Origin of the sequence: uncultured Hymenobacter sp., assembly GCF_964243305.1 — a bacterium.
GTDB lineage: Bacteria > Bacteroidota > Bacteroidia > Cytophagales > Hymenobacteraceae > Hymenobacter.
In genome coordinates this window covers 183460-206554 of the sequence record NZ_CAXTEF010000005.1, presented here as the reverse complement: position 1 = coordinate 206554, position 23095 = coordinate 183460, and the positions used below count along the sequence as shown (strand labels likewise).

General features: G+C 62.0%; 18 protein-coding genes and 1 pseudogene. 11 read left to right on the top strand and 8 right to left on the bottom strand.

All coding sequences use genetic code 11. The features are described from left to right. A pseudogene (locus ACFE70_RS05540) lies at positions 1–755 on the bottom strand (hypothetical protein); the annotation flags it as partial. A gap of 223 nt (positions 756–978) precedes the next feature. Here ACFE70_RS05540 and ACFE70_RS05535 point away from each other — a divergent pair. Together ACFE70_RS05535 and ACFE70_RS05530 are read left to right on the top strand one after the other, a co-directional pair. Beyond that, positions 979–1557: a GNAT family N-acetyltransferase gene (locus tag ACFE70_RS05535; RefSeq protein ID WP_375416726.1), complete on the top strand. Its 579-nt coding sequence runs from the start codon at positions 979–981 to the stop codon at positions 1555–1557. 131 nt (positions 1558–1688) lie between these two features. Then, entirely contained in the window at positions 1689–1919 is a 231-nt protein-coding gene (locus tag ACFE70_RS05530; RefSeq protein ID WP_375416725.1) for a CDGSH iron-sulfur domain-containing protein, read from the top strand. A gap of 94 nt (positions 1920–2013) precedes the next feature. Here ACFE70_RS05530 and ACFE70_RS05525 read toward each other — a convergent pair whose 3' ends face one another. The 4 genes from ACFE70_RS05525 to ACFE70_RS05510 all read right to left on the bottom strand — a co-directional run bounded on the left by ACFE70_RS05525 (position 2014) and on the right by ACFE70_RS05510 (position 5327). Then, entirely contained in the window at positions 2014–2484 is a 471-nt protein-coding gene (locus tag ACFE70_RS05525; RefSeq protein ID WP_375416724.1) for a hypothetical protein, read from the bottom strand. A gap of 116 nt (positions 2485–2600) precedes the next feature. Further along, a complete protein-coding gene (locus tag ACFE70_RS05520) occupies positions 2601–3620 on the bottom strand; it encodes a hypothetical protein (RefSeq protein WP_375416723.1) in 1020 nt (339 codons plus the stop codon). A 135-nt stretch (positions 3621–3755) separates the two neighbouring features. Beyond that, a complete protein-coding gene (locus ACFE70_RS05515; protein WP_375416722.1) occupies positions 3756–4955 on the bottom strand; it encodes a M23 family metallopeptidase in 1200 nt (399 codons plus the stop codon). A 117-nt stretch (positions 4956–5072) separates the two neighbouring features. Beyond that, positions 5073–5327, bottom strand: coding sequence for an acyl-CoA-binding protein (locus ACFE70_RS05510; RefSeq protein WP_375416721.1), 255 nt, complete (start codon positions 5325–5327; stop codon positions 5073–5075). Between the two features lie 133 nt (positions 5328–5460). Between ACFE70_RS05510 and ACFE70_RS05505 the strand changes: the two genes are divergently transcribed. The 7 genes from ACFE70_RS05505 to ACFE70_RS05475 all read left to right on the top strand — a co-directional run bounded on the left by ACFE70_RS05505 (position 5461) and on the right by ACFE70_RS05475 (position 13730). Beyond that, positions 5461–6762: an amidohydrolase family protein gene (locus tag ACFE70_RS05505; RefSeq protein WP_375416720.1), complete on the top strand. Its 1302-nt coding sequence runs from the start codon at positions 5461–5463 to the stop codon at positions 6760–6762. 165 nt (positions 6763–6927) lie between these two features. Further along, positions 6928–8271: an APC family permease gene (locus ACFE70_RS05500; RefSeq protein WP_375416719.1), complete on the top strand. Its 1344-nt coding sequence runs from the start codon at positions 6928–6930 to the stop codon at positions 8269–8271. A gap of 61 nt (positions 8272–8332) precedes the next feature. Then, positions 8333–9676 (top strand): ATP/GTP-binding protein, encoded by a 1344-nt coding sequence (locus tag ACFE70_RS05495; protein WP_375416718.1) that lies wholly within the window; start codon positions 8333–8335, stop codon positions 9674–9676. After that, positions 9660–10415, top strand: coding sequence for an RloB family protein (locus ACFE70_RS05490; protein ID WP_375416717.1), 756 nt, complete (start codon positions 9660–9662; stop codon positions 10413–10415). The genes ACFE70_RS05495 and ACFE70_RS05490 overlap by 17 nt, the downstream gene beginning before the upstream one ends. A gap of 55 nt (positions 10416–10470) precedes the next feature. Beyond that, on the top strand, positions 10471–11682 hold the full coding sequence (locus ACFE70_RS05485) for a zinc dependent phospholipase C family protein (RefSeq protein ID WP_375416716.1): 1212 nt from the start codon (positions 10471–10473) through the stop codon (positions 11680–11682). Positions 11683–11919: 237 nt separating this feature from the next. Then, a complete protein-coding gene (locus ACFE70_RS05480) occupies positions 11920–12846 on the top strand; it encodes a manganese catalase family protein (RefSeq protein ID WP_375416715.1) in 927 nt (308 codons plus the stop codon). Positions 12847–12998: 152 nt separating this feature from the next. Next, on the top strand, positions 12999–13730 hold the full coding sequence (locus ACFE70_RS05475; RefSeq protein ID WP_375416714.1) for a peptidylprolyl isomerase: 732 nt from the start codon (positions 12999–13001) through the stop codon (positions 13728–13730). 134 nt (positions 13731–13864) lie between these two features. On the opposite strand, the gene ACFE70_RS05470 is transcribed toward ACFE70_RS05475, so the two are convergent. From ACFE70_RS05470 to ACFE70_RS05460, 3 genes are all read right to left on the bottom strand, one after another. Then, positions 13865–15976 carry a M13 family metallopeptidase gene (locus tag ACFE70_RS05470; protein WP_375416713.1) on the bottom strand — a complete coding sequence of 704 codons (2112 nt, stop codon included), beginning with the start codon at positions 15974–15976 and terminating at the stop codon, positions 13865–13867. Between the two features lie 248 nt (positions 15977–16224). Beyond that, the gene (locus tag ACFE70_RS05465; protein ID WP_375416712.1) at positions 16225–18321 is read right to left on the bottom strand and encodes a M13 family metallopeptidase; all 2097 of its coding nucleotides are present in this window, start codon (positions 18319–18321) and stop codon (positions 16225–16227) included. Positions 18322–18615: 294 nt separating this feature from the next. Further along, positions 18616–20739: a M13 family metallopeptidase gene (locus ACFE70_RS05460; RefSeq protein WP_375416711.1), complete on the bottom strand. Its 2124-nt coding sequence runs from the start codon at positions 20737–20739 to the stop codon at positions 18616–18618. Positions 20740–21128: 389 nt separating this feature from the next. Here ACFE70_RS05460 and xseA point away from each other — a divergent pair, with 389 nt between their 5' ends. Continuing rightward, the gene (gene xseA / locus ACFE70_RS05455; RefSeq protein ID WP_375416710.1) at positions 21129–22463 is read left to right on the top strand and encodes an exodeoxyribonuclease VII large subunit; all 1335 of its coding nucleotides are present in this window, start codon (positions 21129–21131) and stop codon (positions 22461–22463) included. Between the two features lie 295 nt (positions 22464–22758). Beyond that, a complete protein-coding gene (gene xseB / locus ACFE70_RS05450) occupies positions 22759–23067 on the top strand; it encodes an exodeoxyribonuclease VII small subunit (RefSeq protein ID WP_375416709.1) in 309 nt (102 codons plus the stop codon). The last annotated feature ends 28 nt before the right edge of the window (positions 23068–23095 follow it).

Genomic DNA, 23095 nt, shown 5'->3' with positions numbered 1-23095 from the left:
CGCTTCGATACGCTTTTGGCGGCTTCGAGGCCCCGAAATTCGCCTTGCAGGGTGCGGACGTTGAGCTTTTCCTCCAGGCTTAGCTCGCCGCGCACCTGCTCGTAGCGCTGGTTGAGGCGGGCGAGCACGGTGCTGGCGGTGGCCCACTGCGCAGTGGTCCACTGGCGGCGCTCGGCGCGGGTGGTTTCCATGAATCGCTCGTAGAGGTTGGGCAGCTGGTCGGCCCGCACCAAGGTCAGGTCCACGTCCGTTTGTAGAAAATGCACCAGCTCCGGGTCAGCCTTCGCGCTCCGACGGGTGGCGGCGGTGGTCGTGGCAGCCGTGGTGGTGCGGCTGGCAGGCACGGCCGTAGCGGTAGTCTTAGGCCGGGGCGCCGGGGCGGGCTTGGCAGAAGCGGTGGGCTTGGCGGAAGCGCTCGATTTGGCGGGGGCAGCGGGCGTGGTAGTAGCGGCGGGCGTAGCAGTAGGGGCGGGGCGCGGGCGGGCGCCGGTCAGGTCGCCGGGCGCGGGCTGCCGGGCCGCCGGCACGCTGGCGGCGGGCTCGGTGGTGGTCGTAGTGGTCGAAGAGGAAGTGCTGACCGGCGCGGCCGGCTTGCTGCCAGATGCGGCGGGCTTGGTGACGGTGGTGGTGGTGGTCGTGACCACGGTGGTGGTGCGCACCACCGAATCGACGGGCGCCTGGGCCTGGGTGGCCAGCGGCAGGGCCGCCAGCAGGGCCGGCACCAGGCCGGCAATGGGCAAACGAAGACGAAGCATAAGCGGAAAAAAGAAAGTGGTGAAGCGGCTCGTTCAAAGCGAACCGGCAAAAATGCTATTCGAAAAGCGGGCCAATCCGGTCTGCTCCTCGTTCGGCGCGGGCCCGGCCCGATGCGGCCCTACCCCGCCGACGCCCTCAGTACGCAACGAAACCCGGCCGGGGTTGGTATTCAGGGGCCGCGGGTTTCGTTTTTTTCGCCGCAAATTCGTGCTTTCGCCGTTTATGAGTGCTTCTACTTCCGCCGCCCTGCCCCGTATTCAGCCCGCCACGCTGCGCGACATTCCCACCATTATGGCGCTGGCTGAGGCCACCTGGGAGCCCACCTACCGCTTCATCATCTCCAAAGAGCAGCTCGAGTACATGTACCGCGTGATTTACACGCCCGCCTCGCTCCGGCGGCAGATGCAGGACGAGCACCACACTTTCCTGGTCGCCTACGTCGACGAACGGCCCGCCGGCTACGCCTCGTTCGGCCCGCTGCCGGCCGCTGTTCCTACCCCCCTGCCCGCCGATAAAGCCTCCCTCCCTACCCCCCCCGCCGCACCCAAAGCCTTCAAGCTGCACAAGATTTACGTGCTGCCCTCGCAGCAGGGCCAGCGCCTGGGCGTGCGCCTGCTCGAAGCCGTGGAGCAAGCCGCGCAGGCCGCGCAGGGCCGGTTTCTGGAGCTGAACGTGAACCGCCACAACGCCGCCGCCCTCGGCTTTTATGAGCGCCACGGCTACCAGCAGCAGCGGGAAGAAGACATCCCGATTGGCCCGTACTGGATGAATGATTTCGTGCTTAGAAAGGAGTTGGTTTAATAAGTTATAAGTTAAAAGTTATGAATTAGGAGTTGGCGCATTGCCCAGCTTATCTATTTATAATTTTTACTTGTAGGTACTCATAGTCAGCAACTCATATTTCATAACTTTTAACTCATAACTCAAAAGAAATGGCTGTTAAACTCACCGTCCTCTCCAATGGCTCCCTCCGCGTGGAGGGCGACGATATCGAAATGGTCGATGCCCAGGGCAACGCCTACGGCCTCGGCGGGCGCACCCGGCTCAGCATCTGCCGCTGCGGCCTCAGCTCCCAAAAGCCGTTTTGCGACGGCTCGCACAAGGGCCACTTTGAGCACCCGGCCGAGGCCTTCGACCTGCCCGCGCCCAAGCCGGCGGTGTAAGAGCTACCCTGGACAAAACAAGGCGGAGCGTCGTAGTCTAGACTACGACGCTCCGCCTTGTTTTTCGTCATACTTACGAAGAGCAAAGGTATAATTAACGGCTAATAACAAGCAATTTTCTTCTGCCTTTTATTTTCATTTTATCACTTATTAGCCATCTTGCAAGCAGTCCAGTAGTGAGTAAGCCACCGCTTATTAACATAGACTTCTCTTGCACCCTACCAGTATTTATAATATCTATCGGCAAAAACAATACACCAGATAGAAGAAAAATTTTCTCGTACTTATACCTTAGTATAAACCATATCTTGGTTTTTTTGTCAACGTAAATGGCAGCTATTTCTTTGGGGTTTACTTTATAGAACTGAAATACAATTAAGCTGTCTTCAAATCCTTTAATCTGCTCTGATATTTTAGCTTTGTTGCCCTTCAGATTAAAAGTTATTACGTCACCACTAGTATAAAATGCTTCTCTGTGATTATTTTTTTTGAAGTAAAGGCAATTTTGGCCTAGGCAGGAGAAACTGCATATGCACACTAATGCAAGAAATACAACAAGTTTCACTTTAGGTTTTTGAGTTTATACCACCGCCAAGTGGTAGCATATGGAAATTATTTAATTTTAAGAGTATCGTTCTGCAAATAAGGTTGCCTAGGCTATACAGGAGAGAATAACTAATTTCACCGCAGCAGCATCAGCTTCAGGTTCAGGCGCACCAAGTCGCCCATGCTGCGGCAGCGCTCGAAGTGGGTGGTGCGGTGGAAGTGGTTTAGCTCCCGGCTGAGCTGCTGGATTTTGGCCGGCGGGGCCAGCTCGTCGCGGCGCATCAGGTCGAGCAGGGCCTTGAGGCGGTAGCGCTCCGAGCGGGCGCGGCGGGCCATCAGGGTGCGCTCCTCGGTCTGGTACTGGCGCTGGGTTTCAGGCGTCAGCAATTCCATGCACAGGTCCACGACGGGGCGGTTGTCCTTGAAAAACTGGGGCAAATACATGCTGCGGCGGCCCTCGTAGCTCTGCTGGTCGAAGTCGATGGCCCGCACCCGGTACTGCTCGTCCTCAAAGTCGGGCGTCACGTCGATGACGTAGTTGTAGGCCCGCATGTCGCCCAGCAGCCGGGCAAAGCAGCGCTCATTAAATTTGACGAACTCCTTGGCGATGCGCACTTGGTTGAGGTGCGGCTGCTGAAGGCGCAGGCGAATAAAATCATCGCCGGGAATACCGGGAATGTGCTCCTCAATCAGCGTGTCGCCGGCCACGAAGTAGTTCATCGAGTTGGGCGAGAGCAGGTGCTCCAGCTCCAGGCCGTAGAGGCGCGAGGCGTCGGCGCGCTTGACGTAGAAGTAGTCGTAGTTGTCGTTGAGCTGATTGACGATGCGCACCCGAAACGGATTGGAATTGCCGAAGCGGCAGTAGTCGATGCGGTCGGCAATGAGGTGCTCGGTGAAACTCAGGTCGCCGGCCGTCTTGAGCAGCGCGTACACCTCCGTCAGCCCGTGGCTGATTTCGAGCAGCTGGTGCGGCTCGTAGTACACGGTCTGCCAGAGCGTGTCATGCCCTAGGCGGTCGAACAGCGCAAACGAGTTGCTGTAGCGCGCCAGGTCGGCGTAGGTCACCGGCAGCGGCGCCTCCCGATCGAAGTCGCGCAGGTACTGGCGCAGGGCCGCGCCAATGGGGTAGGACGGCTTTTTATGGGAGATGTCCACGGGAGGGGGGTAGGACAAGCTGATGGGTTATCATTGTCTCAGCAGAAACCATTTTACATGTTATGAGGGGTCATTTAGAAAATGAAAATATTTGTTTTATATACCACCAATGTAAATAAATTTCCTCCTAGTGCTTTACTTGAAAATAATAACGTTGCCGTCTAGCGGCAGTTGTTGCCGACAGGGCTTTTGGAAGTTAGTTTCAAGAGAAACCTTCACTGCTTGGTCCAGCACATCTCCAATCTGAATCGAGCCCGTGCGGTCAAAGGTCTGAAAAACAAACGGCAAGCCTTCTGATTCCTCGAACGTAGCAGCGTTGCTCACCTGTAGATGTAGATGCGGCGCATTGGCGTTACCCGACTGCCCAAGGCGGCCCAGCACCGTGCCGCGACGAACCCGGCCACCCACCTTTACCGCGAGGCTGCCGGGCTGCAAATGAGCGTAGTGAACGAAGACGTGGGGTGCAATTTCTAGCACCACGAAATTGCCCATCAGGGTGCGCACCGTCAAATCGGTCAACTCGGGTAGCGAGGCCAACGGGAGATGGTTGGGTTCTCCGTCCCGCAGGTCGCGAACCACGCCATCGGCGACCGCGAGGACTTCCGCCCCGAAGCCGACCCAGTCGGCATTAGTAGACGCGTTCAACTGGTCGCGAGCCACGTGAACGGCGTGCCCGGTGGGGGTCAGCCCGAAAAAATCTATGGCATATCGTTGGGGAATTGTGGCTTGGCCGTTGACCGTCACGATACTGCCCCAATGGTGGGATAAGTGATTGCCCGGCCCCTCGTGCGTCAGCCACGGCCCTGCCCGTAACGGGGCACCGAGGACCACCGGGGGCATCGCGTTAAGGGGAGTACGCACGCCATCAACGAGTTGCTGCACGCCACTCGTGGTTACGAAGGCGAGTTGATGCTGTAGCATTTGGGGGCGCGGTCGGCCACTGGGGAGCGTGAGCCAGAGAAAGAGCACGACCCGCTTGCCGGCTTCGAGCGGCACCCCAAGCGTGTCTACTCCCTCCGTTGGGTGAGCCAAAAGGCTGTTTACCTGAGCCGCCGTGAAGTGCGCCAGCACTAGGGAAATACCGTCCGCGAACACGGTGACCCGCTTGAGGCGGAGCGTACCGGTGGATTGATAGAAGTTGGTGACGTGCAGTTCGTAGGCGACGTGAACCAGCCCGTCGCTGCCAGTGACGGGCTGCGGGGCCAGTGGTACGCGCACTTCGACAGGGCCCTGCGCGAACTGCGCGAAAGCGGTACGACTACTGAACAGCAGCACCACACTGAGCAGGACTAGCCGCCACCAAGTAGGAGGAAAGGGAATTTTTGAGCGTTCCATAGGCAGTTGAAAGCAGAAAAGTACCACTGCTAACCGCCATATGACATTAAGCAAACCCGCACCGATTCTGAAGGTGTCCGGGAAGTACGATTGTGTTAAGAGCCGTATTCTATTACCCTACCCCCCTAGTTCCGTCACCAGCGCCACGTACTGCTGGCGCGCCTCGTCCTGACTGGTGCCGGTGAGGCTTTTCCAAGCGTCGTATTTGGCCAGGGCCTTGAAATCGAAGCCGGTGGGGCGGGCCTCGGTCACGTCGCCTTCGGTGGCTTGCTTGTAGAGGGCGTAGAGCTGGAGCAGCACCATGTTACTGGGCTTGCTGGAAAGCTGCTGGGCGCGCTGGGCGGCGGCCTCGAAGTCGACTTGGGAAGTCATAGTGTGATGGAGCGATGTGCTGATTTAGTGAAATAATGAGTCTATAAGCAGTTGAAGTGCGACGGGCTTGACTACTTTACGCCCACAATCCCTACCCCCCTCTCTTTCTTCCAACCCACCTTGCGGCAAACCTATGACTTGTAAATCTATTCCCACCTGGGCCGTCGCCCTGGTCTTGCTCCTGCTCAGTGGTCCGGCCGCGCTGGCCCAGAAAACCTACGTGCACTGCGGCCGCCTGCTCGACGTGCGCGCCGGCCGAACGCTCACCGAGCAAACCGTCGTCATTGAGAATGGCCGCGTGGCGGCTGTGCAGAAAGGCTACACCGGCGCGGCCGGCGGCGCCGACAAGGTTATTGACCTGAGAAACCGCACCGTGCTGCCCGGCCTCATCGACGGCCACGTGCACATCGAGTCGCAATCGAGCAAAACCGCCTTTATCGAGCAGTTCATCACCAACCCCGCCGACATTGCCTACCGCGCCGAGGGCTTTGCCCGCACTACGCTGCTGGCCGGCTTCACCACCGTGCGCGACGTGGGCGGCACGGGCGTGAACGTGGCGCTGCGCAACGCCATCGGCCGCGGGCAGGTGGTGGGGCCGCGCATCTTTACGGCTGGCGAGGCCATCTCCGGCACCGGCGGCCATATGGACGAGTCGGTGGGCCTGAGCCGCGACCTGATGGAGCGCATGGGCCAGGCCCGCAACGTGGCCAACGGCCCCGACCAGTGCCGGCAGGCCGTGCGCGAGCAGTTCAAGCGCGGGGCCGATTTGATCAAGATTGCCAGCACCGGCGGCGTGCTCGACCAAAGCAACGACCCCAGCGGCCCGCAGTACTCGGAGGAGGAAATCCGCGCCATCGTGAGCACGGCCAGGGATTTGGGAATGCGCGTGGCCTGCCACGCCCACGGCGCCGAGGGCATCAAGCGCGCCATTCGGGCCGGTGTGAGCAGCATCGACCACGGCACGCTGATGGACGACGAAGGCCGGGCGCTGGCGAAGAAAAACGGCACCTGGTACGTGCCCACCATCATCGCCGGCAAGGCCGTGGCCGACTCGGCGCGCATCCCCGGCTACTTCTCGGCCGCCGTGCAGCCCAAGGCGCTGGCCATCGGCCCTCAGCTGCAAGGTTCGCTGGGCCGGGCCTACAAGGCGGGCGTCAAAATCGCTTTCGGCACCGATGCCGGCGTGTACCGCCACGGTCTCAATGCCAAGGAGTTCCAGTATATGACCGAAGCCGGAATGCCGCCGCTCGAAGCCATCCGTGCCGCCACACTCAACGCCGCCGAGCTGCTGGGCCAGACCGCCAACCTCGGCGCCCTCGAAGCCGGCAAGTTCGCCGACCTCGTGGCCGTGGAGGGCGACCCGCTGCAAGACATCACCCAGCTGCAGCGGGTGCGCTTCGTGATGAAACAGGGCGTGGTGTATAAGCAGGAGTAGGAAATAAGGAAGCAGAAAGAATCAAAAGACCGTCATGCTGAGCTTGCGAAGCATCTCGCGTGGGGAAGTAATTCAATCGGTGGCTTACCATTGATTACTGCCGCGAGCGAGATGCTTCGCAAGCTCAGCATGACGGTCTTTTCTCAGCTGAGAATTGTTCCTGTTTTGTCAAATAAACCTGAAATCAACTTAACTCCCACCGCTTCCTCGCGCTTGCGGCGCCTGCTGGGACTGGGCTTCGCGCTCGCGGTGGGGGTAGGCGGCACGCTGGGCACGGGCGTGCTCAGCAGCCCCGGCGAGCTGGCGCGGGCGGTGCCGGGCGCCGGCTTGGGGCTGGCTTTGTGGCTGGTGGGCGGCTTTTATACCTTGCTGGCCGCTAATACGTTGGCGGAGCTGGCCGGGCGCCGCCCGCAGGCCGGCGGCTGGTATGGCTACGCCCACGCCGCCTTCGGCGAGTTTGCGGCCGTGGCCGTGGCCTGGGCCGACTGGACTTCTTCCTGCGTGACGGGCGCCTTAGTAGCCTTGCTCATCGGCGACTACCTGAGCCAACTGCTCCAGCCCCTCGCCCACTCGCTCATTCACCCATTCGCTATTGCCCTGACCGCCGTGCTGGGCCTGGGCGCCGTGCAGCTGCGCGGCCTGCGCGAGGGCAGCCGGGTGCAGGAAATCACGGCCCTGGCGCTCCTGCTGGGCTTGCTGGCGGTGCTGGGCGGCAACGCGGCGCTGCCTGCGGCTTCGGCTCCCTACCCCCCTGTCCTGGCCGCAAGCCACCTCAGCGCCGCCGCGCTGGTGGCGGGGCTGCAAGTGGTCATCTTTGCTTACGATGGCTGGTACGCGCCCATTTACTTCGCCGAGGAGACGCCGCAGCCGGGCCGCACCTTGTCCAAGGCCTTGCTGGGCGGCGTGGGCGCGGTGCTGGCCATCTACCTGGCCCTGCACCTGAGCCTGGCGCGGGTGCTACCGGCCGCGCGCCTCACCGAATCGGCCCTGCCGCTGGCCGAGGTGGCCGCCGCCCTGGCCGGGCCGCTGGGCCGGCGCCTGACCCTGGTGGTGGGGGTAGGCGCGCTGCTGGGCGTGCTCAACTCGGTGCTGCTGATGGCTACGCGGGTCTTGTTCGCGCTGGGGCGCGACGGGCACCTGCCCGCCCGGCTGGCCCGCGTCCACGCCGGTGGCACGCCGCGGGCGGCGCTGACGGTGGCCGTGGTGTTCACGGCCGGCCTCGCACTCAGCGGCACCGTGGCCGGGCTGGAGGCCGTGACCAGCATTTTGTTCGTGGGCTATTACACCGTGGGCTTTGCGGCGCTGTTTCGGGTGCGGCGGGCCGCTGCGGCCGATAACGAGCCCTACGACGGCTACCGCGCCTGGGCGCACCCGGCCAGCACGGCGCTGCTGCTGGGCCTGTCGGGGGCGTTTCTGCTCCTGAACGCCGTGCTCGACCCCGTGCCGGCGCTGGCGGCGGCGCTGCTGGTGGCGGGCAGCTACCCACTGTGGCGCTGGCGCCGGAGCTAGTTTCATCAAAAACATATAAACAACGGGTACATTTGCGTAATTCTCTTCAAAAGCCCCACTTATGTTAATCAGTTTCAGTGTGCGCAACTTCCGCACGTTTCGCGAACGAGCTGAGTGGAGCCTCATTGCTTCCCCTGATAAAACGCGGGAAGAGGAAAACGTAGTGGCGGTGCCGGGCTTCGGGCTGCGGCTGCTGAAAAGCGCCGTGGTGTACGGCGCTAATGCTAGCGGGAAGAGTAAGCTGGTAGAAGCGCTAATTTACATACGCGGGCTTGTTCAAGAATCGTCCAAGAGTGGGCAGGTTGGCGAGCCAACCCAAATAGAGCCCTTTAGATTGAATCCGGCTTCAGCGCAAGCCCCCTCAGAGTTTGAAGTTCAGTTTGTGCACCAAAACGTTTTGTACCGCTACGGCTTTGAAGTGTCCGCGACTCGGATAGAGGCCGAATGGTTATTTATGCGCGCCGCAAAAGGCGTTAGGACCAAGCCGGAAGTCGAATTATTTTATCGGACGGGACAAGACATTTCCTTTAATTCTCGTCTATTCGGAGGTATTGTAAACGAGCTAGTTAAAGTTGCTGCGGTGCGCGAAAATGCTTTACTGCTATCGGTGGCAGCGCAGTTTAACCAGCCGCGAGCGACGAGTATTTTAAACTGGTTCACTCAACTTATTATTCTCTCAACTTTCAACGAAGCTTGGGAAGGTGCTCTCACGTTTATGCTATTACGTTTCCCTGACAGCAAGCAAGATATTTTGAATTTATTAGCAAGTGCTGACTTAGCTATTGATGATTTACAAGAGAGTGAACAATCTCAATTTCCCTTTCCATCAAACGAGAATGAGAGGCCGGATGAAACAGCAAAGCGCCTGCACAAGTGGACAAGTCAGGAATATGCTGACGTGAAAACCTTGCACCAAACCTATACTAATGCCCGTGAACCAGCTGAACAGGTGCAATTTTCCATGCTGATAGATGAGTCTATTGGAACCCAAAAACTGTTAGCCCTCGCTGGTCCGGTGGTCAGTGTAATTAGTATGGGATCCATATTGGTGGTAGACGAACTAGATGCTCGCTTGCACCCCAATCTGGTGAGTAAAATCGTCCACCTCTTCAATTCCAAAACCACCAACCCCAACAACGCCCAACTACTTTTCAACACCCACGACACAAACCTGCTAGCGTCAGGCAACTTCCGGCGCGACCAAATCTGGTTCACGGAGAAGAACCGCTACGGCGAGGCCAGCCTCTACTCGCTGGCCGACTTTAAAACCGACCAGGTGCGCAAGGACGATAACTTCGAGGCCAACTACGTGCGGGGTAAGTATGGTGCCGTGCCCTACTTAGGCGACTTCAACGCACTGCCTACTGCTACCCCCGAAGCTGCGGCCCATGAAAATGCGGGATAAGCGCGAGGTGCAGCGCCAGGATAAAGAGCAGCATCTCGCAGCCATTCAGGCAGTCAAAGCGCGTCGGCAGCAGGCGCCAATCTTGGCGCGGGCAGCCCCGGTACGTGAAGAAAACCCGGTGCTGCTCATCGTGTGTCAGGGCACCAACACGGAGGTGCAATACTTTGAGCATTTTGAACTGGCTACGGCCGATATCAAAGCCGTAGGATTGGCCTACGACCCGGTAACGCTGGTGCGAGAGGCTATTCGGCTCCGCGACGACGCCAAAAGAGATGCGCCCTATGAGCAAGTTTGGTGCGTGTTTGATAAGGATGATTCCTCGCCGGAGCAGTTTCACGCCGCTATTCAGATAGCCGCCGCGAATGAAGTTGAAGTCGCGTACTCCAACCAAGCTTTCGAGTTCTGGCTTCTACTGCATTTTGACGACCATCAGGGCGGTGGCATGACCCGCGAACGTTGCGCTGACCGGCTCAGCGGATTGATAAGGGAGGCCAATCCCAAAGTGAGCTTCGATGGAAAGAAGGGTAAAGATATTAGCCGGGCCTTATTTGACCTGTTAGAAAGCGACGACCCTACTGCCGAACCCGGCCGCCTGCCCCGCCGCAAGGTGGCCATCGGACGTGCCCGCGCCATTGCCAAGCGCTGGGCCGATGAAGGCACCGAGCCAGCTTATCACGAATCCGCCACCGAAGTCTATCGATTAGTCATGGTCTTGCAGCGGCATCTGGAGCCAATTTAGCAATTTCCTACCCCCCTACGTTTGCCCTACCCCTCCTCCGACTTACCCTCCTTTTATGAAAAATCTGCGCAAGACGCTCCTGCTGCTCACGATGGCCGCGGCCCTGCTGGCCACTGGCGGCGCCCACGCCTGGGGCTTTCTGGGCCATAAGGTCATCAACCAGGTGGCCGTCTACAGCCTGCCGGGCGGTATGCAGGCCTTTTATTACCGCCATCTGGCCGAGCTGGTGCGCCTGAGCACCGCCCCCGACGAGCGCCGCAGCAGTACGCCCGGCGAGGCGCCGCGCCACTTTATTGATATGGACCACTACTCCGAAGACAACCCCTTCGGCAAGGTGCCGCGCTCCTACGACAAGGCGGTGGATAAATTCACGGCTGACACGCTCAACAAGTACGGCACCGTGCCGTGGACCGTGCTGGAAATGAAAGATAGCCTCACCGAAGCCTTCCGTCGGCGCGACACGCTGGCCATCGTGCGCTACTCAGCCGAGCTGGGCCACTACCTCGGCGATGCCTTCGTGCCGCTGCACACCACCGTCAACTACGACGGGCAGCTCACCAACCAGAACGGCCTGCACTCGCTCTGGGAAAGCCAGCTCGTGGAGCGCAGCCTGAGCACCTACCACCTCGACAGCGCCCCGGCCCAGTATCTGAAAGACCCGCAGGCGGCTATCTGGACGGCCGTGCAGGGGAGCTACGGCTTTCTGGGCGAAACCCTGGACCGCGCCCTGGCCCTGGAAAAGCAGTTTCCGCCCAGCACCCGCTACACGTTTTCGCACCGCTACGGCAAAACCCAGCGCCGCTTTTCCGACGCCTACGCCGATGCCTACGCCAAGGAAGTGGGCGGGCAGGTGGCCTTTCGCCTTAAGGGCGCACCCGCCCTGCTGGCCTCATTCTGGCTCACGGCCTGGCAGGACGCGGGCAAGCCCGACCTGGGCCAGCTCATGACGCCCGCCAAGCTCAGCGAAGCCGAGCGCGAAACGCTCAAGAATGAGCTGGCTGCCCGCAAAAACCACACCCTCAGCGCCGACCAAACCCTGCTGCTGGCCCTGCAAAAAACCAAGCGCGCCGAAGTCGCCGACGACATCAAGCCCGCCGCCGACATGCCCCCGCCGCCCGCCCCGGAGCCGGCCGCCCCTACCCCCCCCACCGCCGCCGACCCGGCCGCCCCGGCCGAAGCCGCGCCCTCTAAAATCAAAATCAAGCGCAAGGACGCCGCCGGGCGCGACAAGCAGAAAAGTAAAAATCAACTTGTGCCGACCCCCTGAATTTAATTTTTGACCCGTAGTCGCTAGTACTTAACCCTTAAGCCTTTTTCTACGGCTCAGCTGCATAATTATGCACGTTCGGGAGCGTCGCCCGGACCGTATGCCAGTCAGCCCCGCCACTGGCGCGGGGCTGACTTTTTTATTGGGCCCCGGCTGCTTTTGGCTGCTTTCGCCACTTGCCCGCTTTCCCTACCCCCCTCGCCTTTCCGCAACCCAACCACCTTTCCTCTTTCACTTATGATTTTACGCCTTGACGAGCTAAGCATTGACCTGCCGAAGCCCAAAAACCCGTCCGCCAACGATGCCGCCGCCATTCAGGAGCTGCTGGGCGGCAAATTTGGCGAGATGAGCACGCTGATGAACTACACGTTCCAGTCGTTCAACTTCCGGGGCCGCGACCGGCTCCGCCCGTTCTACTCGCTCACCGCCGCCATTGCGGCCGAGGAATACTCGCACATTGAGGCCGTTTCCTACGCCATCAACCTGCTGCTGACCGGCGTGAGCAAGCGCAATCCCGACCCAGCCTCCGCCCCGCTGGCCGGCGCCGCCGACGCCCGCAACACCTACCACTTCATCGCCAGCGGCCAGGCGGCCCTGCCGATGGACTCAATGGGCAATTTCTGGAGCGGCCAGAACGTGTTCAGCTCCGGCAACCTGCGCTTGGATTTGCTGCACAACTTCTTCCTGGAGTGCGGCGCCCGTGCTAACAAGATGCGGGTGTACGAGATGGTCACCGACCCCTGCGCCCGCACGATGGTCGGCTACCTGCTGGTGCGCGGCGGCCTGCACGTATACGCCTACGCCCTGGCCCTGGAAAAGCTGACTGGCGTGGACGTGAAGAAGCTCATGCCGATTCCGACGCTCAGCAACAAGGCGTTCCCGGAGGCCAAAGCCTTCATGGCGCACGGCCTGCACCGCGAGCTGTACACATTCTCGCCCAATGCCTACATGGAAGCCAACCAAATCTGGAACGGCAAGCACCCCGAAGACGGCTCGGAGCTGGTCGTGATTCAGGGCGCCAAAAAGGGCGTTCCCTACCCCGTGCTGGAAGAAGAGCCCCAGCTCAACTCGCCCGGCGAGGATAATTTCGACCCCGAAATGTTCGGCGACGTGGCCAAGAAGCTGGGCCTGGGCAAGGAGCTGTCCAGCTACATGAAGAAGTAAGCGGCCGTTTTTTCACCGCACGGAAAAGCCGTTTGTCCTCCTGAGCTTGCGAAGGACCTTATCAAGTAAGAACGAGTCGTTATTTTGATTAACGCTCTCGCTTGATAAGGTCCTCCGCAAGCTCAGGATGACAAACGGCTTTACTTTGGGTCATGAAACGCCTCGTGCTTCCCTGGCTACTCACGGCTGCGCTGGCCGCCTGCAACCAAACCCCGCCGCCCGCCGCCCAGCCCAAATCCCTACCCCCCCTCCCCGGCCCCGACCCCGGCACCCTGGCCGACAGCAGCGCGCCGGCCGCGCTGCTGGCCTACGGCCGCCAGTATCCCGGCTCCGAGGTGCTCATCACCACGCGCCTGGGCAAAATCAGGGTCAAGCTCTACGACGACACGCCGATTCACCGGGCCAACTTCCTCTTGCTCACTCGCAAGGGCGTGTTCAACGAAACGATGTTCAACCGCGTCGTCAAGGATTTTGCCGTGCAGGGCGGGCAAACTACCGGCGCCCGCACCATCCGTCTCAAGCGCTACCGCCTACCCCCCGAAATTCGCCCCACGCACTTTCACCGCAAAGGCGCCCTCGGCATGGCCCGCTACGACGACGAGCAGAACCCCGGCCGCCTCTCTTCCAACACGGATTTCTACTTCGTGGTCGGCGAGAAGCTCACCCCCGCCCAAAGCCGGCAGATGAGCGGCCGGCTGCTCACCCCTGCGCAACTGAAAGCTTATGCTACCGTCGGCGGCGTGCCCTCGCTCGACGGGCAGTACACCGTTTTTGGCGAAGTGATAGAAGGCTTAGACGTGGTGGATAGAATTGCCAACGAGCCGGTAGAATCCGACAAGTGGCCGGTGGATAATATCCGAATGAAGGTGAAAGTGGTGAAGTAAAATACGGCCGTCATGCTGAGCTTGCGAAGCATCCTATCACGGCTGGACGAGCAGTGTATTATTGATTACTGCATCTTTCCAGCGTGATAGGATGCTTCGCAAGCTCAGCATGACGGCCGTATTTTAGTCAACTCCTACCAGATTTTGGCCCGTTGCGCCTCCGCACGCATCATCTTATTACCTTCCTTGCAGCCAAACGCCTGGTAGAACTCCGGAAAGTTTTGCAACGGCCCGATGGTGCGGTACACGTCGGGCGAGTGGGGGTCAGTCTTGATTTGGTCGCGCAGGGCTTCGGGGCGGGTATTGCCGCGCCAGTTCTGGGCGTAGGAAATGAAGAAGCGTTGCTCGGGTGTGAAGCCGTCGAGCTTGCGCATCCGCTTGTTGGTCAGCGCTTTTTGCAGGGCGGCGTAGGCGATGGTCACACCGCCGAGGTCGGCCAGGTTTTCGCCCATCGTGAGCTTGCCGTTCACATACACCGAGTCGAAGGGCGAAAAGGCGCTGTACTGCGTACCGACGAGGGCAGCACGCTGGTTGAATTTTTCGCCGTCTTCCTTGGTCCACCAGTCGCGCAGATTGCCTTTGGCGTCATACTGTCGGCCCTGGTCGTCAAAGCCGTGGGTCATTTCGTGGCCGATGACGGCGCCGATGCCGCCGTAGTTCACCGCATCGTCGGCTTCGAGGTTGAAGAACGGCGGCTGGAGAATACCAGCGGGAAACACGATTTCGTTCAGCAGCGGGTTGTAGTAGGCGTTCACCGTGGGCGGCGTCATGCCCCATTCCGTGCGGTCGATGGGCTGGCCGAGCTTTTTGGCGTTGCGGTTAAACTCGAAGATGCGGGCGTTGACCACGTTTTGCAGGTAGCTCTGGCGCGAGACGTTCAGGGCCGCGTAATCGCGCCACTGGTCGGGGTAGCCGATTTTCACGGCGAAGGCTTGCAGCTTCTCCTGGGCCTGGGCTTTGGTGGCGGGCGCCATCCAGTCGGCGGCCTGAATGCGCTCGGCGTAGGCAGCACGCAGGTTCTCCACTAACTCCAGCATCCGGGCCTTGGCCGCGGGCGGGAACGCGCGGTCCACGTAGAGCTGCCCGAAGGCCTCACCCAGCGCGGCATCGGTGGCGAAGAGCATCCGCTTCCAGCGCGGGCGCTGCTGCTTGGTGCCGTACACAGTCTGGCGGTAGCGGAAATTCTCGTCGATAAAGCTCTGCGGCAGGGCCGACGTCATGGACGACACCAGGTGCCACTTGAGGTAGGTTTTCAGCTCCGGCAGCGGCGTGGCAGCCAGCAGCCGGTCGGCTTCCTTCACGAACGCGGGCTGGCCCACAATCACCGCCTGCGCCCCGCCCATGTTCAGGCCCTTCAGGAACTGCGGCAGCTGCATGGTCGGGTACTGCTTTTGCAGCTCGGCGGCGCTGAGCTTGTTGTAGTTGGCGAGCGGGTCGCGCAAATCTTCCTTGCTGCGCGAAGCCTGCGCCAGCTTGGTTTCGAGGCGCATCACGGTTTCGGTGTTGGCCTGGGCGGCGTCCGGCGCGTCGCCGAGCAGCTTGAACGTGTTGGTGAGGTAGGTGCGGTAGGCCTTGCGCACACTCTGCGAGCGCAAGTCATTCTTCAGGTAGTAGTCGCGGTCACCCATGCCTAGCCCGCCCTGGTAGAGGTAAGCGGCATACTCAGTGCTGTTCTTGGCGTCGGGCTCCACGCCGACTTGCACGAAGGCATCGGTCTGGAGCATCTGGTGGCGGGCCAGCAGCGGCACCAGCGCGGCGCGGGTTTGCACCTGCGCCAGCCGGGCCAGCTCACCTTGCAGGGGCGCCAGGCCCGAGCGGTTTATCGTGGCCGAGTCCATCGCCGTAGCGTAGTAGTCGCCCACTTTCTGCAAGTTCGAGCCCTTGGGCGCATTCCTGGTGGCCGCCGCCTCGTCCAGAATCTGGCGCATAATGGCCGTGTTGCGCTCCTGCACGATGTTGAAGTTGCCCCAGTACGCCTCCGCCGCCGGAATCGGCGTGTTCTTAATCCACTTGCCGTTCACGTACTGCGAAAAGTCGTCGCAGGGCGCTACTGACTGGTCGAGGCCGGCGATGTCGAGACCGATGCCGGGCACGTTGGTTTCCTGAGAGGGGGTAGGGACGGCGGCCGGCGCCGCGGTGGGCGAGGTAGCCGCTGTTTTCGGGGAGGTGCTGCTGGCCGCGCAGCCGGCCAGGGCCAGGCCGGCCGCGGCGGCGAGGGCCCGCAGCATCGGAGTAGAAGGAGTCATATTCAAACAGAGTCAGGTGAAATTTTTCAGCGGTGAAAAGGTAGGCAAAATGGCGGATTGTTCAGCATCACTTTTCCCTACCCCCCGCTGCTGGCCCCAACCCCAAAACCACGACCCCGGCGGGACGGCCGGGGTCGTGGTTTTGGTAGTCGGAGGTTGTGGGGCTTGCCCGGCCCGGCGCTGGCGCCCTATCGGTTGCTAAGCCAGCGCTGGCCGTTCTGGCGCCGGGCGGAGGCCAGCCCCGCCCCCTACCACACCTGCGCGCGGGCCGTGGCGGCGCGCACCATGCGCGCATCCTCTTGGCAGCCGAAGGCCTCGTAGAACTGCGGCATGTTCATCAGCGGGCCGTTGGTGCGGAACTGGGCCGGCGAGTGCGGGTCGACCTGCACCTGCTGGCGCAGGTACTCCGGGCGGGCGTTGGTGCGCCAGATTTGGGCGTAGCCCAGGAAAAAGCGCTGCGGCGGCGTGAAGCCGTCAAGCTTCTGCTGGGCCTTGAACTGGTCGGTTTTCTGGAAGGCCTGGTAGGCGATGCTAAGCCCGCCGAGGTCAGCCAGGTTTTCGCCCATCGTCAGGTCGCCGTTCACGTACACCGAGTCCAGGGGCGAAAACTTCGAGAACTGCTGGCCCACCACGGCCGCCCGCGCCTTGAACTTGTCGGCATCGTCCTTGGTCCACCAGTCGCGCAGGTTGCCCTGAGCATCATACTGCCGCCCTTGGTCGTCGAAGCCGTGGGTCATCTCGTGGCCAATCACGGCGCCGATGCCGCCGTAGTTCACCGCATCGTCGGCCTTGGGGTCGTAGAATGGCGGTTGCAGGATGCCAGCCGGAAACACGATTTCGTTCATCGACGGGTTGTAGTAGGCGTTCACCGTGGGCGGCGTCATGCCCCACTCCAGCCGGTCGACGGGCCGGCCGAGCTTCTTCACGTTGTCCTGAAAAGCCCATTCCTGGGCCGCGTACAGGTTGTTGAGGTACGACGCCCGCGACACCTTCATGGCCGAGTAGTCCTTCCACTTGTCGGGGTAGCCGATTTTCACGGTGAAGGCGGCCAGCTTCTTGAGCGCCTCCTGCTTGGTGGCCTCGCTCATCCAGGCATTGGCCTTGATGCGCTCGGCGTAGGTTTCCTTCAGGTTGTTGACCAGCTCCTGGGCGCGCTGCTTGGCCTCGGGCGTGAAGGCTTTATCGACGTATAATTGGCCGAACGCCTCGCCCAGCGCGTTATCCGTGGCGCGTAGCATCCGCTTCCAGCGGGGCTGCTGCTTTTTGGCGCCGCTTAGCACCTGGGCGAAGCGGAACGCCTCGTCGCCAAAGGCTTTGGGCAGGGCCGGCATCACGGCCGACACGGTGTGCCAGCGCAGGTAGGTTTTCTGGTCGGCCAGCGGCTCGGCCTTGAACATGGTGTTCACTTCCTGCAAAAACTCGGGTTGGCCGACAATCACCGTCTGGGCCGTGCCGAGGCCCGCCAGCTTGAGGCCAGTCGGGATGCCCAGGTTGGGGTAGCGCTTGGCCAGCTGGGCCACGCTCATCTTGTTGTAGTTCTTTTCCGGGTCGCGCAGGTCCACGCGGCTGCGGCTGGCCTTGGCCAGGCGCGTCTCGATGCGCAGCACCGTGGCGGCGTTTTTCTGGGCTACCGGTGCCGCGTCGCCCAGCATCCGGAACGTGTTGACCAGGTAGGTCTGGTAAGCTCCGCGGATGGCTTTCGAGCGCGCATCCTCTTTCAGGTAGTAGTCGCGGTCGGGCAAACTCAGGCCACCCTGGCTCATGCCGACGGCGTACTCGTCGCTCTTCTTGTCGTCCTGGCCCACGTAGGCGCCAAACCAGGAGTTGCCGGTGTGGGCCTTGGGGTCGTATTGCAGGCGCTGCAAATCGGCCAGCGTTTTGGCGGCGGCAATGCGGTCGAGGTGCGGCTTGAGGTAGCGGAGGCCAGCCGCTTCGATGGCCACCGTGTCCATCGCCGAGGCGTAGTAGTCGCCCACTTTCTGCTCGTTGGTGCCGGGCGCGGCCGTGGCGGCATTGCGGGCCAGCTCGTCGAGGATGGCGCGCTGGGTAGCGTTGTTCTTGTCGGCCAGCTCGTTAAAGGAGCCCCAGCGCGTCTCAGCGGCCGGAATCGGGTTGTTCTTGAGCCAACTGCCCGAGGCGTAGTGGAAAAAGTCGTCGCAGGGGCTCACCGACGGGTCGATGTTGGCCACGGTGAGGCCAGTGCCTTTAACCACCGGGTCGGGGGTAGGCGCGGCGGCCGGCGCGGTGGCGGTCGTGGGTGGGGCCGTGCTGCTGGTCGCGCAGCCAGCCAGCGCCAGGCCCGCCGAGGCCGCCAGCGCCCGCAGCAGGGTTGTTGATTGCATCATATTCAAACAGGGATGGGTGAAAGTTTTTCGCAGTGAAAAGGTAAGGGGAAATGAGAGATTGTTCTGACTAACCTCATTCCCTACCCCCCCCCTCTCCAACCTGAAGCTATTAGCCAATAGCTTTTCTATAGCGCCGCTTCTTGTTTGGAGGGGGGTAGGTAAATGGAGCGCCGCTCAGCAGCAAAAAGGCCCGCTCCAATTCGAGGCAGGCCTTTTTTCACGAAAACTCACCCCTTGCCGGCGCAGGACGCGAAACGGAGTTTGGCTACGCCGTCCTGCGGTTCGCGCTACAGCTTACCAAATCTTAGCTTGCTCGGCGCCAGAGCGCACCATCTTATCTGCCGGCTTGCAGCCGAAGGCCTGGTGAAATTCGGGCATGTTCTGGAGCGGGCCGTTGGTGCGGAACTGCGCCGGCGAGTGCGGGTCGGTGAGCACCTGCTGGCGCAGGGCTTCGGGGCGGGAGTTAGCGCGCCAGATTTGGGCGTAGCCCAGGAAGAAGCGCTGCGGCGGCGTGAAGCCGTCGATGGGTTTGCCGGCCTGGTACTGCGGCGTTTTCTGGAAGGCTTGGTAGGCGATGGTGAGGCCGCCGAGGTCGGCCAGGTTTTCGCCCATCGTGAGCTTGCCGTTCACGTGCACCGAGTCGAGCGGCGAAAAGGCGTCGAACTGCTTGCCCACCACGTCGGCCTTGGCCATAAATTTCTCGCCGTCGTCCTTGGTCCACCAGTCGCGCAGGTTGCCCTGGGCGTCCGATTTGCGGCCCTGGTCATCGAAGCCGTGGGTCATCTCGTGGCCAATCACGGCGCCGATGCCGCCGTAGTTCACCGCGTCATCGGCTTTGGGGTCGAAGAACGGGGGTTGCAGGATGCCGGCCGGAAACACGATTTCATTCATGCTGGCATTGTAGTAGGCATTCACCGTGGGCGGCGTCATGCCCCATTCGGTGCGGTCGATGGGCTGGCCGAAGTGGCGCCAGTTGTCGCGGCTCTGCCACTCGCTGGTGGCCACCAGGTTGTTAAGGGCGCTCTCGCGGCTGATTTTCAGGGCCGAATAGTCCTTCCATTTATCCGGGTAGCCCATCTTCACGGCAAAGGCGTTGAGCTTCCGAATGGCCTCGGTCTTGGTGGCGGCGCTCATCCAATCGGCGGCCTGAATGCGCTCGGCGTAGGCGGCGCGCAGGTTTTCGACCAGCTCCAGCACCCGTTTCTTAGCGGCCGGCGTGAAGGCTTCATCGACGTATAACTGCCCGAAGGCCTCGCCCAGCGCCCCATCGGTGGCGCGCAGCGCGCGCTTCCAGCGCGGCTGCTGCACCTTGGCACCGCTCAGCACCTGCGCGAAGCGGAAGCTCTCGTCGCTATACGCCTTCGGCAAGGCCGAAGTCAGCGCCGAGACCAGGTGCCAGCGCAGGTATTGCTTCTGGTCGGCGAGCGGCTCGGTGCCCAGCATGGTGCTGGCTTCTTTCAAAAATTCGGGCTGACCAACGATGACATTCTGGGCCGTGCCCAGGCCGCTGGCCTGCAAAACCAGGGGTAGGGCCAGGTTGGGAAACTGGGTGTTGGCCTCGGCTAGGGTCAGCTTGTTGTAGTTGGCCAGGCGGTCGCGGCGGGCCACGCGGGTGCGGCTGGCTTTGGCCAGGCGGGTTTCGAGGCGCGTGACGGCGGCGGCATTCTTCTCGGCCGTGGCCTGGTCGTCGCCCAGCAGCTTGAACACGTTGACCTGATACGTCTGGTAAGCGGCGCGAATGGCCTTCGACTTGACGTCGTCGTTGAGGTAATAATCGCGGTCGGGCAAACTCAGGCCGCCCTGGCTGAACTGCACGGCGTATTCGTCGCTCTTTTTGGAGTCGGGGTTCACCCCGAAGTTGTACCAGCCCGTGGCAAACGACTTGGGGTCGGCCAGGTGGCGCTGCAGGGCCGGCAAGTCCTGGATGGCGCTGATGCGGGCCAGGTGCGGCTGCAAGTACTTCAGGCCGGCTTGCTCAATGGCCGCTGAGTCCATCGCGGCGGCGTAGAAGTCGCCCACTTTCTGCTCGTTCGAGCCGGGTTTGGCCGTGCGGGCCTGCCCGGCCACTTTTTCCAGAATGCGCCGCTCGATGGCCTGGTTGCGGTCGGCAAGCTCGTTGAAGGCCCCGTAGCGCGACTCCGCGGCCGGAATCGGCGTGTTCTTGAGCCAAGTACCCGAGGCGAACTGAAAGAAGTTGTCGCAAGGCGCAACGGACTTGTCCAGGTTAGCCAGCGAGATGCCCCGGCCGGTCAGGGCCACGGCCGCCGTGCCGGTGCTCACCGACTTAGTGGCCTGACCCGCGGCGGGCTTGGTTTTGGTTTTCACTTTGACCGGCTGCTGGGCGAAGGCACTGCCGGCGCTCAGGCCGAGCACGGCCGCCGCCAGCGCCAGGCGCGTGGGGTAGCGAAGTTGAAACATTAATTTGAAAAGAAAATGTGGGAATCAGACGCGAAAGATAAGCCGCATTACTGATTTGTTAATCATCAGTTCAGGTGTGCCGCTGAGATGCCGGCGCGCCGTAGCGCGGACTTGGTAGTCCGCGGATGAACGCTCTAAGAAGCTGTATGAGTTAACCGAAAGTCCTTCTGAGACGGTCATGCTGAGCAAAGCGAAGCATCTCGCTCGGGCAGTAATTCATTCAATCGTTGTTTTCCATAGATTACTACCCCACGCGAGATGCTTCGCTTCGCTCAGCATGACCGTCTCAGAAGGACTTTCGGTTAACTCATACAGCCTCTAAGCGGCGCCCGCGTGACTCACTCGCGGACTACCAAGTCCGCGCTACTGCGCGCGCCGTAACTTGCGGCGTGCCGCTCTACTCTCGCCGCCCTACCCCCCGCCCCACCGGCGAACCTGCCGAAACTGCTGCTCCGCTGGCCCTGAGCACCTTGCTTACGCAGGTGCGCGCCGCCCTGCACCACCGCTTTCCCGATGCCTACTGGGTTGTGGCCGAAGTCGCCGACCTGACCCGGCCGCGCTTCGTGGGCGGCCACTGCTACCTGACGCTCACCGACCCCGCGCCCGACGGCCTGGGCGTGCAGGCGCAGGCCCGCGCCACGCTCTGGAGCCAGCGCTACCAGCAGGTGGTGCCGGCCTTCGAGCAGCACACCGGCCAGCCGCTGCGGCCGGGCCTGAAGCTGCTGCTGCGGGTGCAGGTGCGCTTCCACGAGCAGTATGGCCTGAGCCTGGATGTGCTGGCCCTCGACCCGAGCTATACGGTGGGCGAGCTGGCCCGGCAGCGGCTGCTGACCCTGAAAAAGCTGGACGAGAAGGGCTTGCTCGAACGCCAGAAAACGCTTTTCCTACCCCTGGCTCCGCAGCATATTGCCGTCATCTCCTCGCCCACGGCGGCCGGCTTCCAGGACTTCGTGCAGCAATTGCAGGAGGCGCCGTATGACTTTGCGCTGACCTTGTTTCCGGCCAGTATGCAGGGCGACGAGGCGCCGGCCAGCGTGCGCGCGGCGCTGGATGCGGTGCGGGCCCGGCGCGGGCAGTTTCAGGCCGTCGTCATTATTCGGGGCGGCGGCTCGAAGACGGATTTGCTGGCCTTTGATGATTACGGCTTGGCGGCGGCCATCGGCGCGTTTCCGCTGCCCGTGCTCACCGGCATCGGCCACGAGCGCGACGAGGCCGTGGCCGACCTCACCGCCCACCGCGCCCTGAAAACGCCCACCGCCGTGGCCGCCTTTCTGGTTGAGCGGCTGGCCCGGCTCGAAGCCGCCTTCCTAAGCTACGCCGAGCGCATCACCGACGTGGCCCGCCAGCACCTCGCGCGCCAGCACGCCCGCCTCGACCAGGCCACGGCCCGCGCCCGCTACGCCGGCCAGCGCCAGCTCAACGGCGCCCGCGCCACGCTCCACGAGCGCGCCCGGCAGGCCACCCAGGGCCCGCGCCAGCAGCTTCGGGCGCTGGAGCAAGACCTGGGCCGCTTTCGCACGCTGCTGCCGCGCGCCGCCCGCCGCGCCCTGGCCCGCGAACAGCGCCAGCTGCGGCAGCGGGGCCGCGACCTGCTGCGCCGCTTCCTGCGCCACCACCAGCGCCGCCGCGAAAACCTGCTGCGCGCGCGCTACCAGCTGGAGCTGGCTACCCAAAAGCTACTGCACCGCCAGGAGCTGCGCCTGCTGCGCAGTGAGCGCAAATAGAACAACCAACTCCCCTCCTTTTTTAAGGAGGGGATGTTTCGGCGCAGCCGAAACTGGGGTGGTGCCCGTCGTTGAACGAGTCGGCCGAACGATGGCGCATTAGTATTTCCCTACCCCCCCATTTCCCTACACTCCCATTTTTGCAAAAGCCTTTTCAGCCCGCCGTTCCAGCCCATTGTTCAACGACGCGCACCACCCCAGCGGCTGCTTCACAGCCGCGTCCCCTCCTTAAAAAAGGAGGGGAGTTTTGACCGCCTTTCCTACCAACGCATAATATCCTAGTTTCCCTACCCCCATGACGTACCGCGAAGCCACCGACGAACTGGAAACCATCCTCCGGGCCCTCGAAACCGACCAGATTGACGTCGACGACCTCACGGCCCGCGTTGAGCGCTCGGCGGAGCTGATTCGGCTTTGCCGCCACAAGCTGCGCCACGCCGAAGCCTCGCTGGACAAAGTGTTTGACACGCTCGATGACGAGGACGCGGCCGACGATGAGCCGGATGCGGAAGAAGAGGCGGCGGAAGAGGAAGACGAGATGGACGAGCCGGAAGAAGACGAAGAGGACGACCATCTGCCCGGCGGGCCGGGGCGCTTTTTTTAGTCGGCTGCTGCCGAGCCCCGGCCAGCGG

Bases quoted from the DNA above. Each gene is read 5' to 3' on its own strand.
- ACFE70_RS05505 (WP_375416720.1), top strand. From the start codon at position 5,461: ATGACTTGTAAATCTATTCCCACCTGGGCCGTCGCCCTGGTCTTGCTC.
- ACFE70_RS05480 (WP_375416715.1), top strand. From the start codon at position 11,920: ATGATTTTACGCCTTGACGAGCTAAGCATTGACCTGCCGAAGCCCAAA.
- xseB (WP_375416709.1), top strand. From the start codon at position 22,759: ATGACGTACCGCGAAGCCACCGACGAACTGGAAACCATCCTCCGGGCC.
- ACFE70_RS05470 (WP_375416713.1), bottom strand. From the start codon at position 15,976: ATGACTCCTTCTACTCCGATGCTGCGGGCCCTCGCCGCCGCGGCCGGC.
- ACFE70_RS05465 (WP_375416712.1), bottom strand. From the start codon at position 18,321: ATGATGCAATCAACAACCCTGCTGCGGGCGCTGGCGGCCTCGGCGGGC.
- ACFE70_RS05530 (WP_375416725.1), top strand. From the start codon at position 1,689: ATGGCTGTTAAACTCACCGTCCTCTCCAATGGCTCCCTCCGCGTGGAG.
- ACFE70_RS05490 (WP_375416717.1), top strand. From the start codon at position 9,660: ATGAAAATGCGGGATAAGCGCGAGGTGCAGCGCCAGGATAAAGAGCAG.
- ACFE70_RS05475 (WP_375416714.1), top strand. From the start codon at position 12,999: ATGAAACGCCTCGTGCTTCCCTGGCTACTCACGGCTGCGCTGGCCGCC.
- ACFE70_RS05495 (WP_375416718.1), top strand. From the start codon at position 8,333: ATGTTAATCAGTTTCAGTGTGCGCAACTTCCGCACGTTTCGCGAACGA.
- ACFE70_RS05460 (WP_375416711.1), bottom strand. From the start codon at position 20,739: ATGTTTCAACTTCGCTACCCCACGCGCCTGGCGCTGGCGGCGGCCGTG.
- ACFE70_RS05485 (WP_375416716.1), top strand. From the start codon at position 10,471: ATGAAAAATCTGCGCAAGACGCTCCTGCTGCTCACGATGGCCGCGGCC.
- ACFE70_RS05515 (WP_375416722.1), bottom strand. From the start codon at position 4,955: ATGGAACGCTCAAAAATTCCCTTTCCTCCTACTTGGTGGCGGCTAGTC.
- ACFE70_RS05510 (WP_375416721.1), bottom strand. From the start codon at position 5,327: ATGACTTCCCAAGTCGACTTCGAGGCCGCCGCCCAGCGCGCCCAGCAG.
- ACFE70_RS05535 (WP_375416726.1), top strand. From the start codon at position 979: ATGAGTGCTTCTACTTCCGCCGCCCTGCCCCGTATTCAGCCCGCCACG.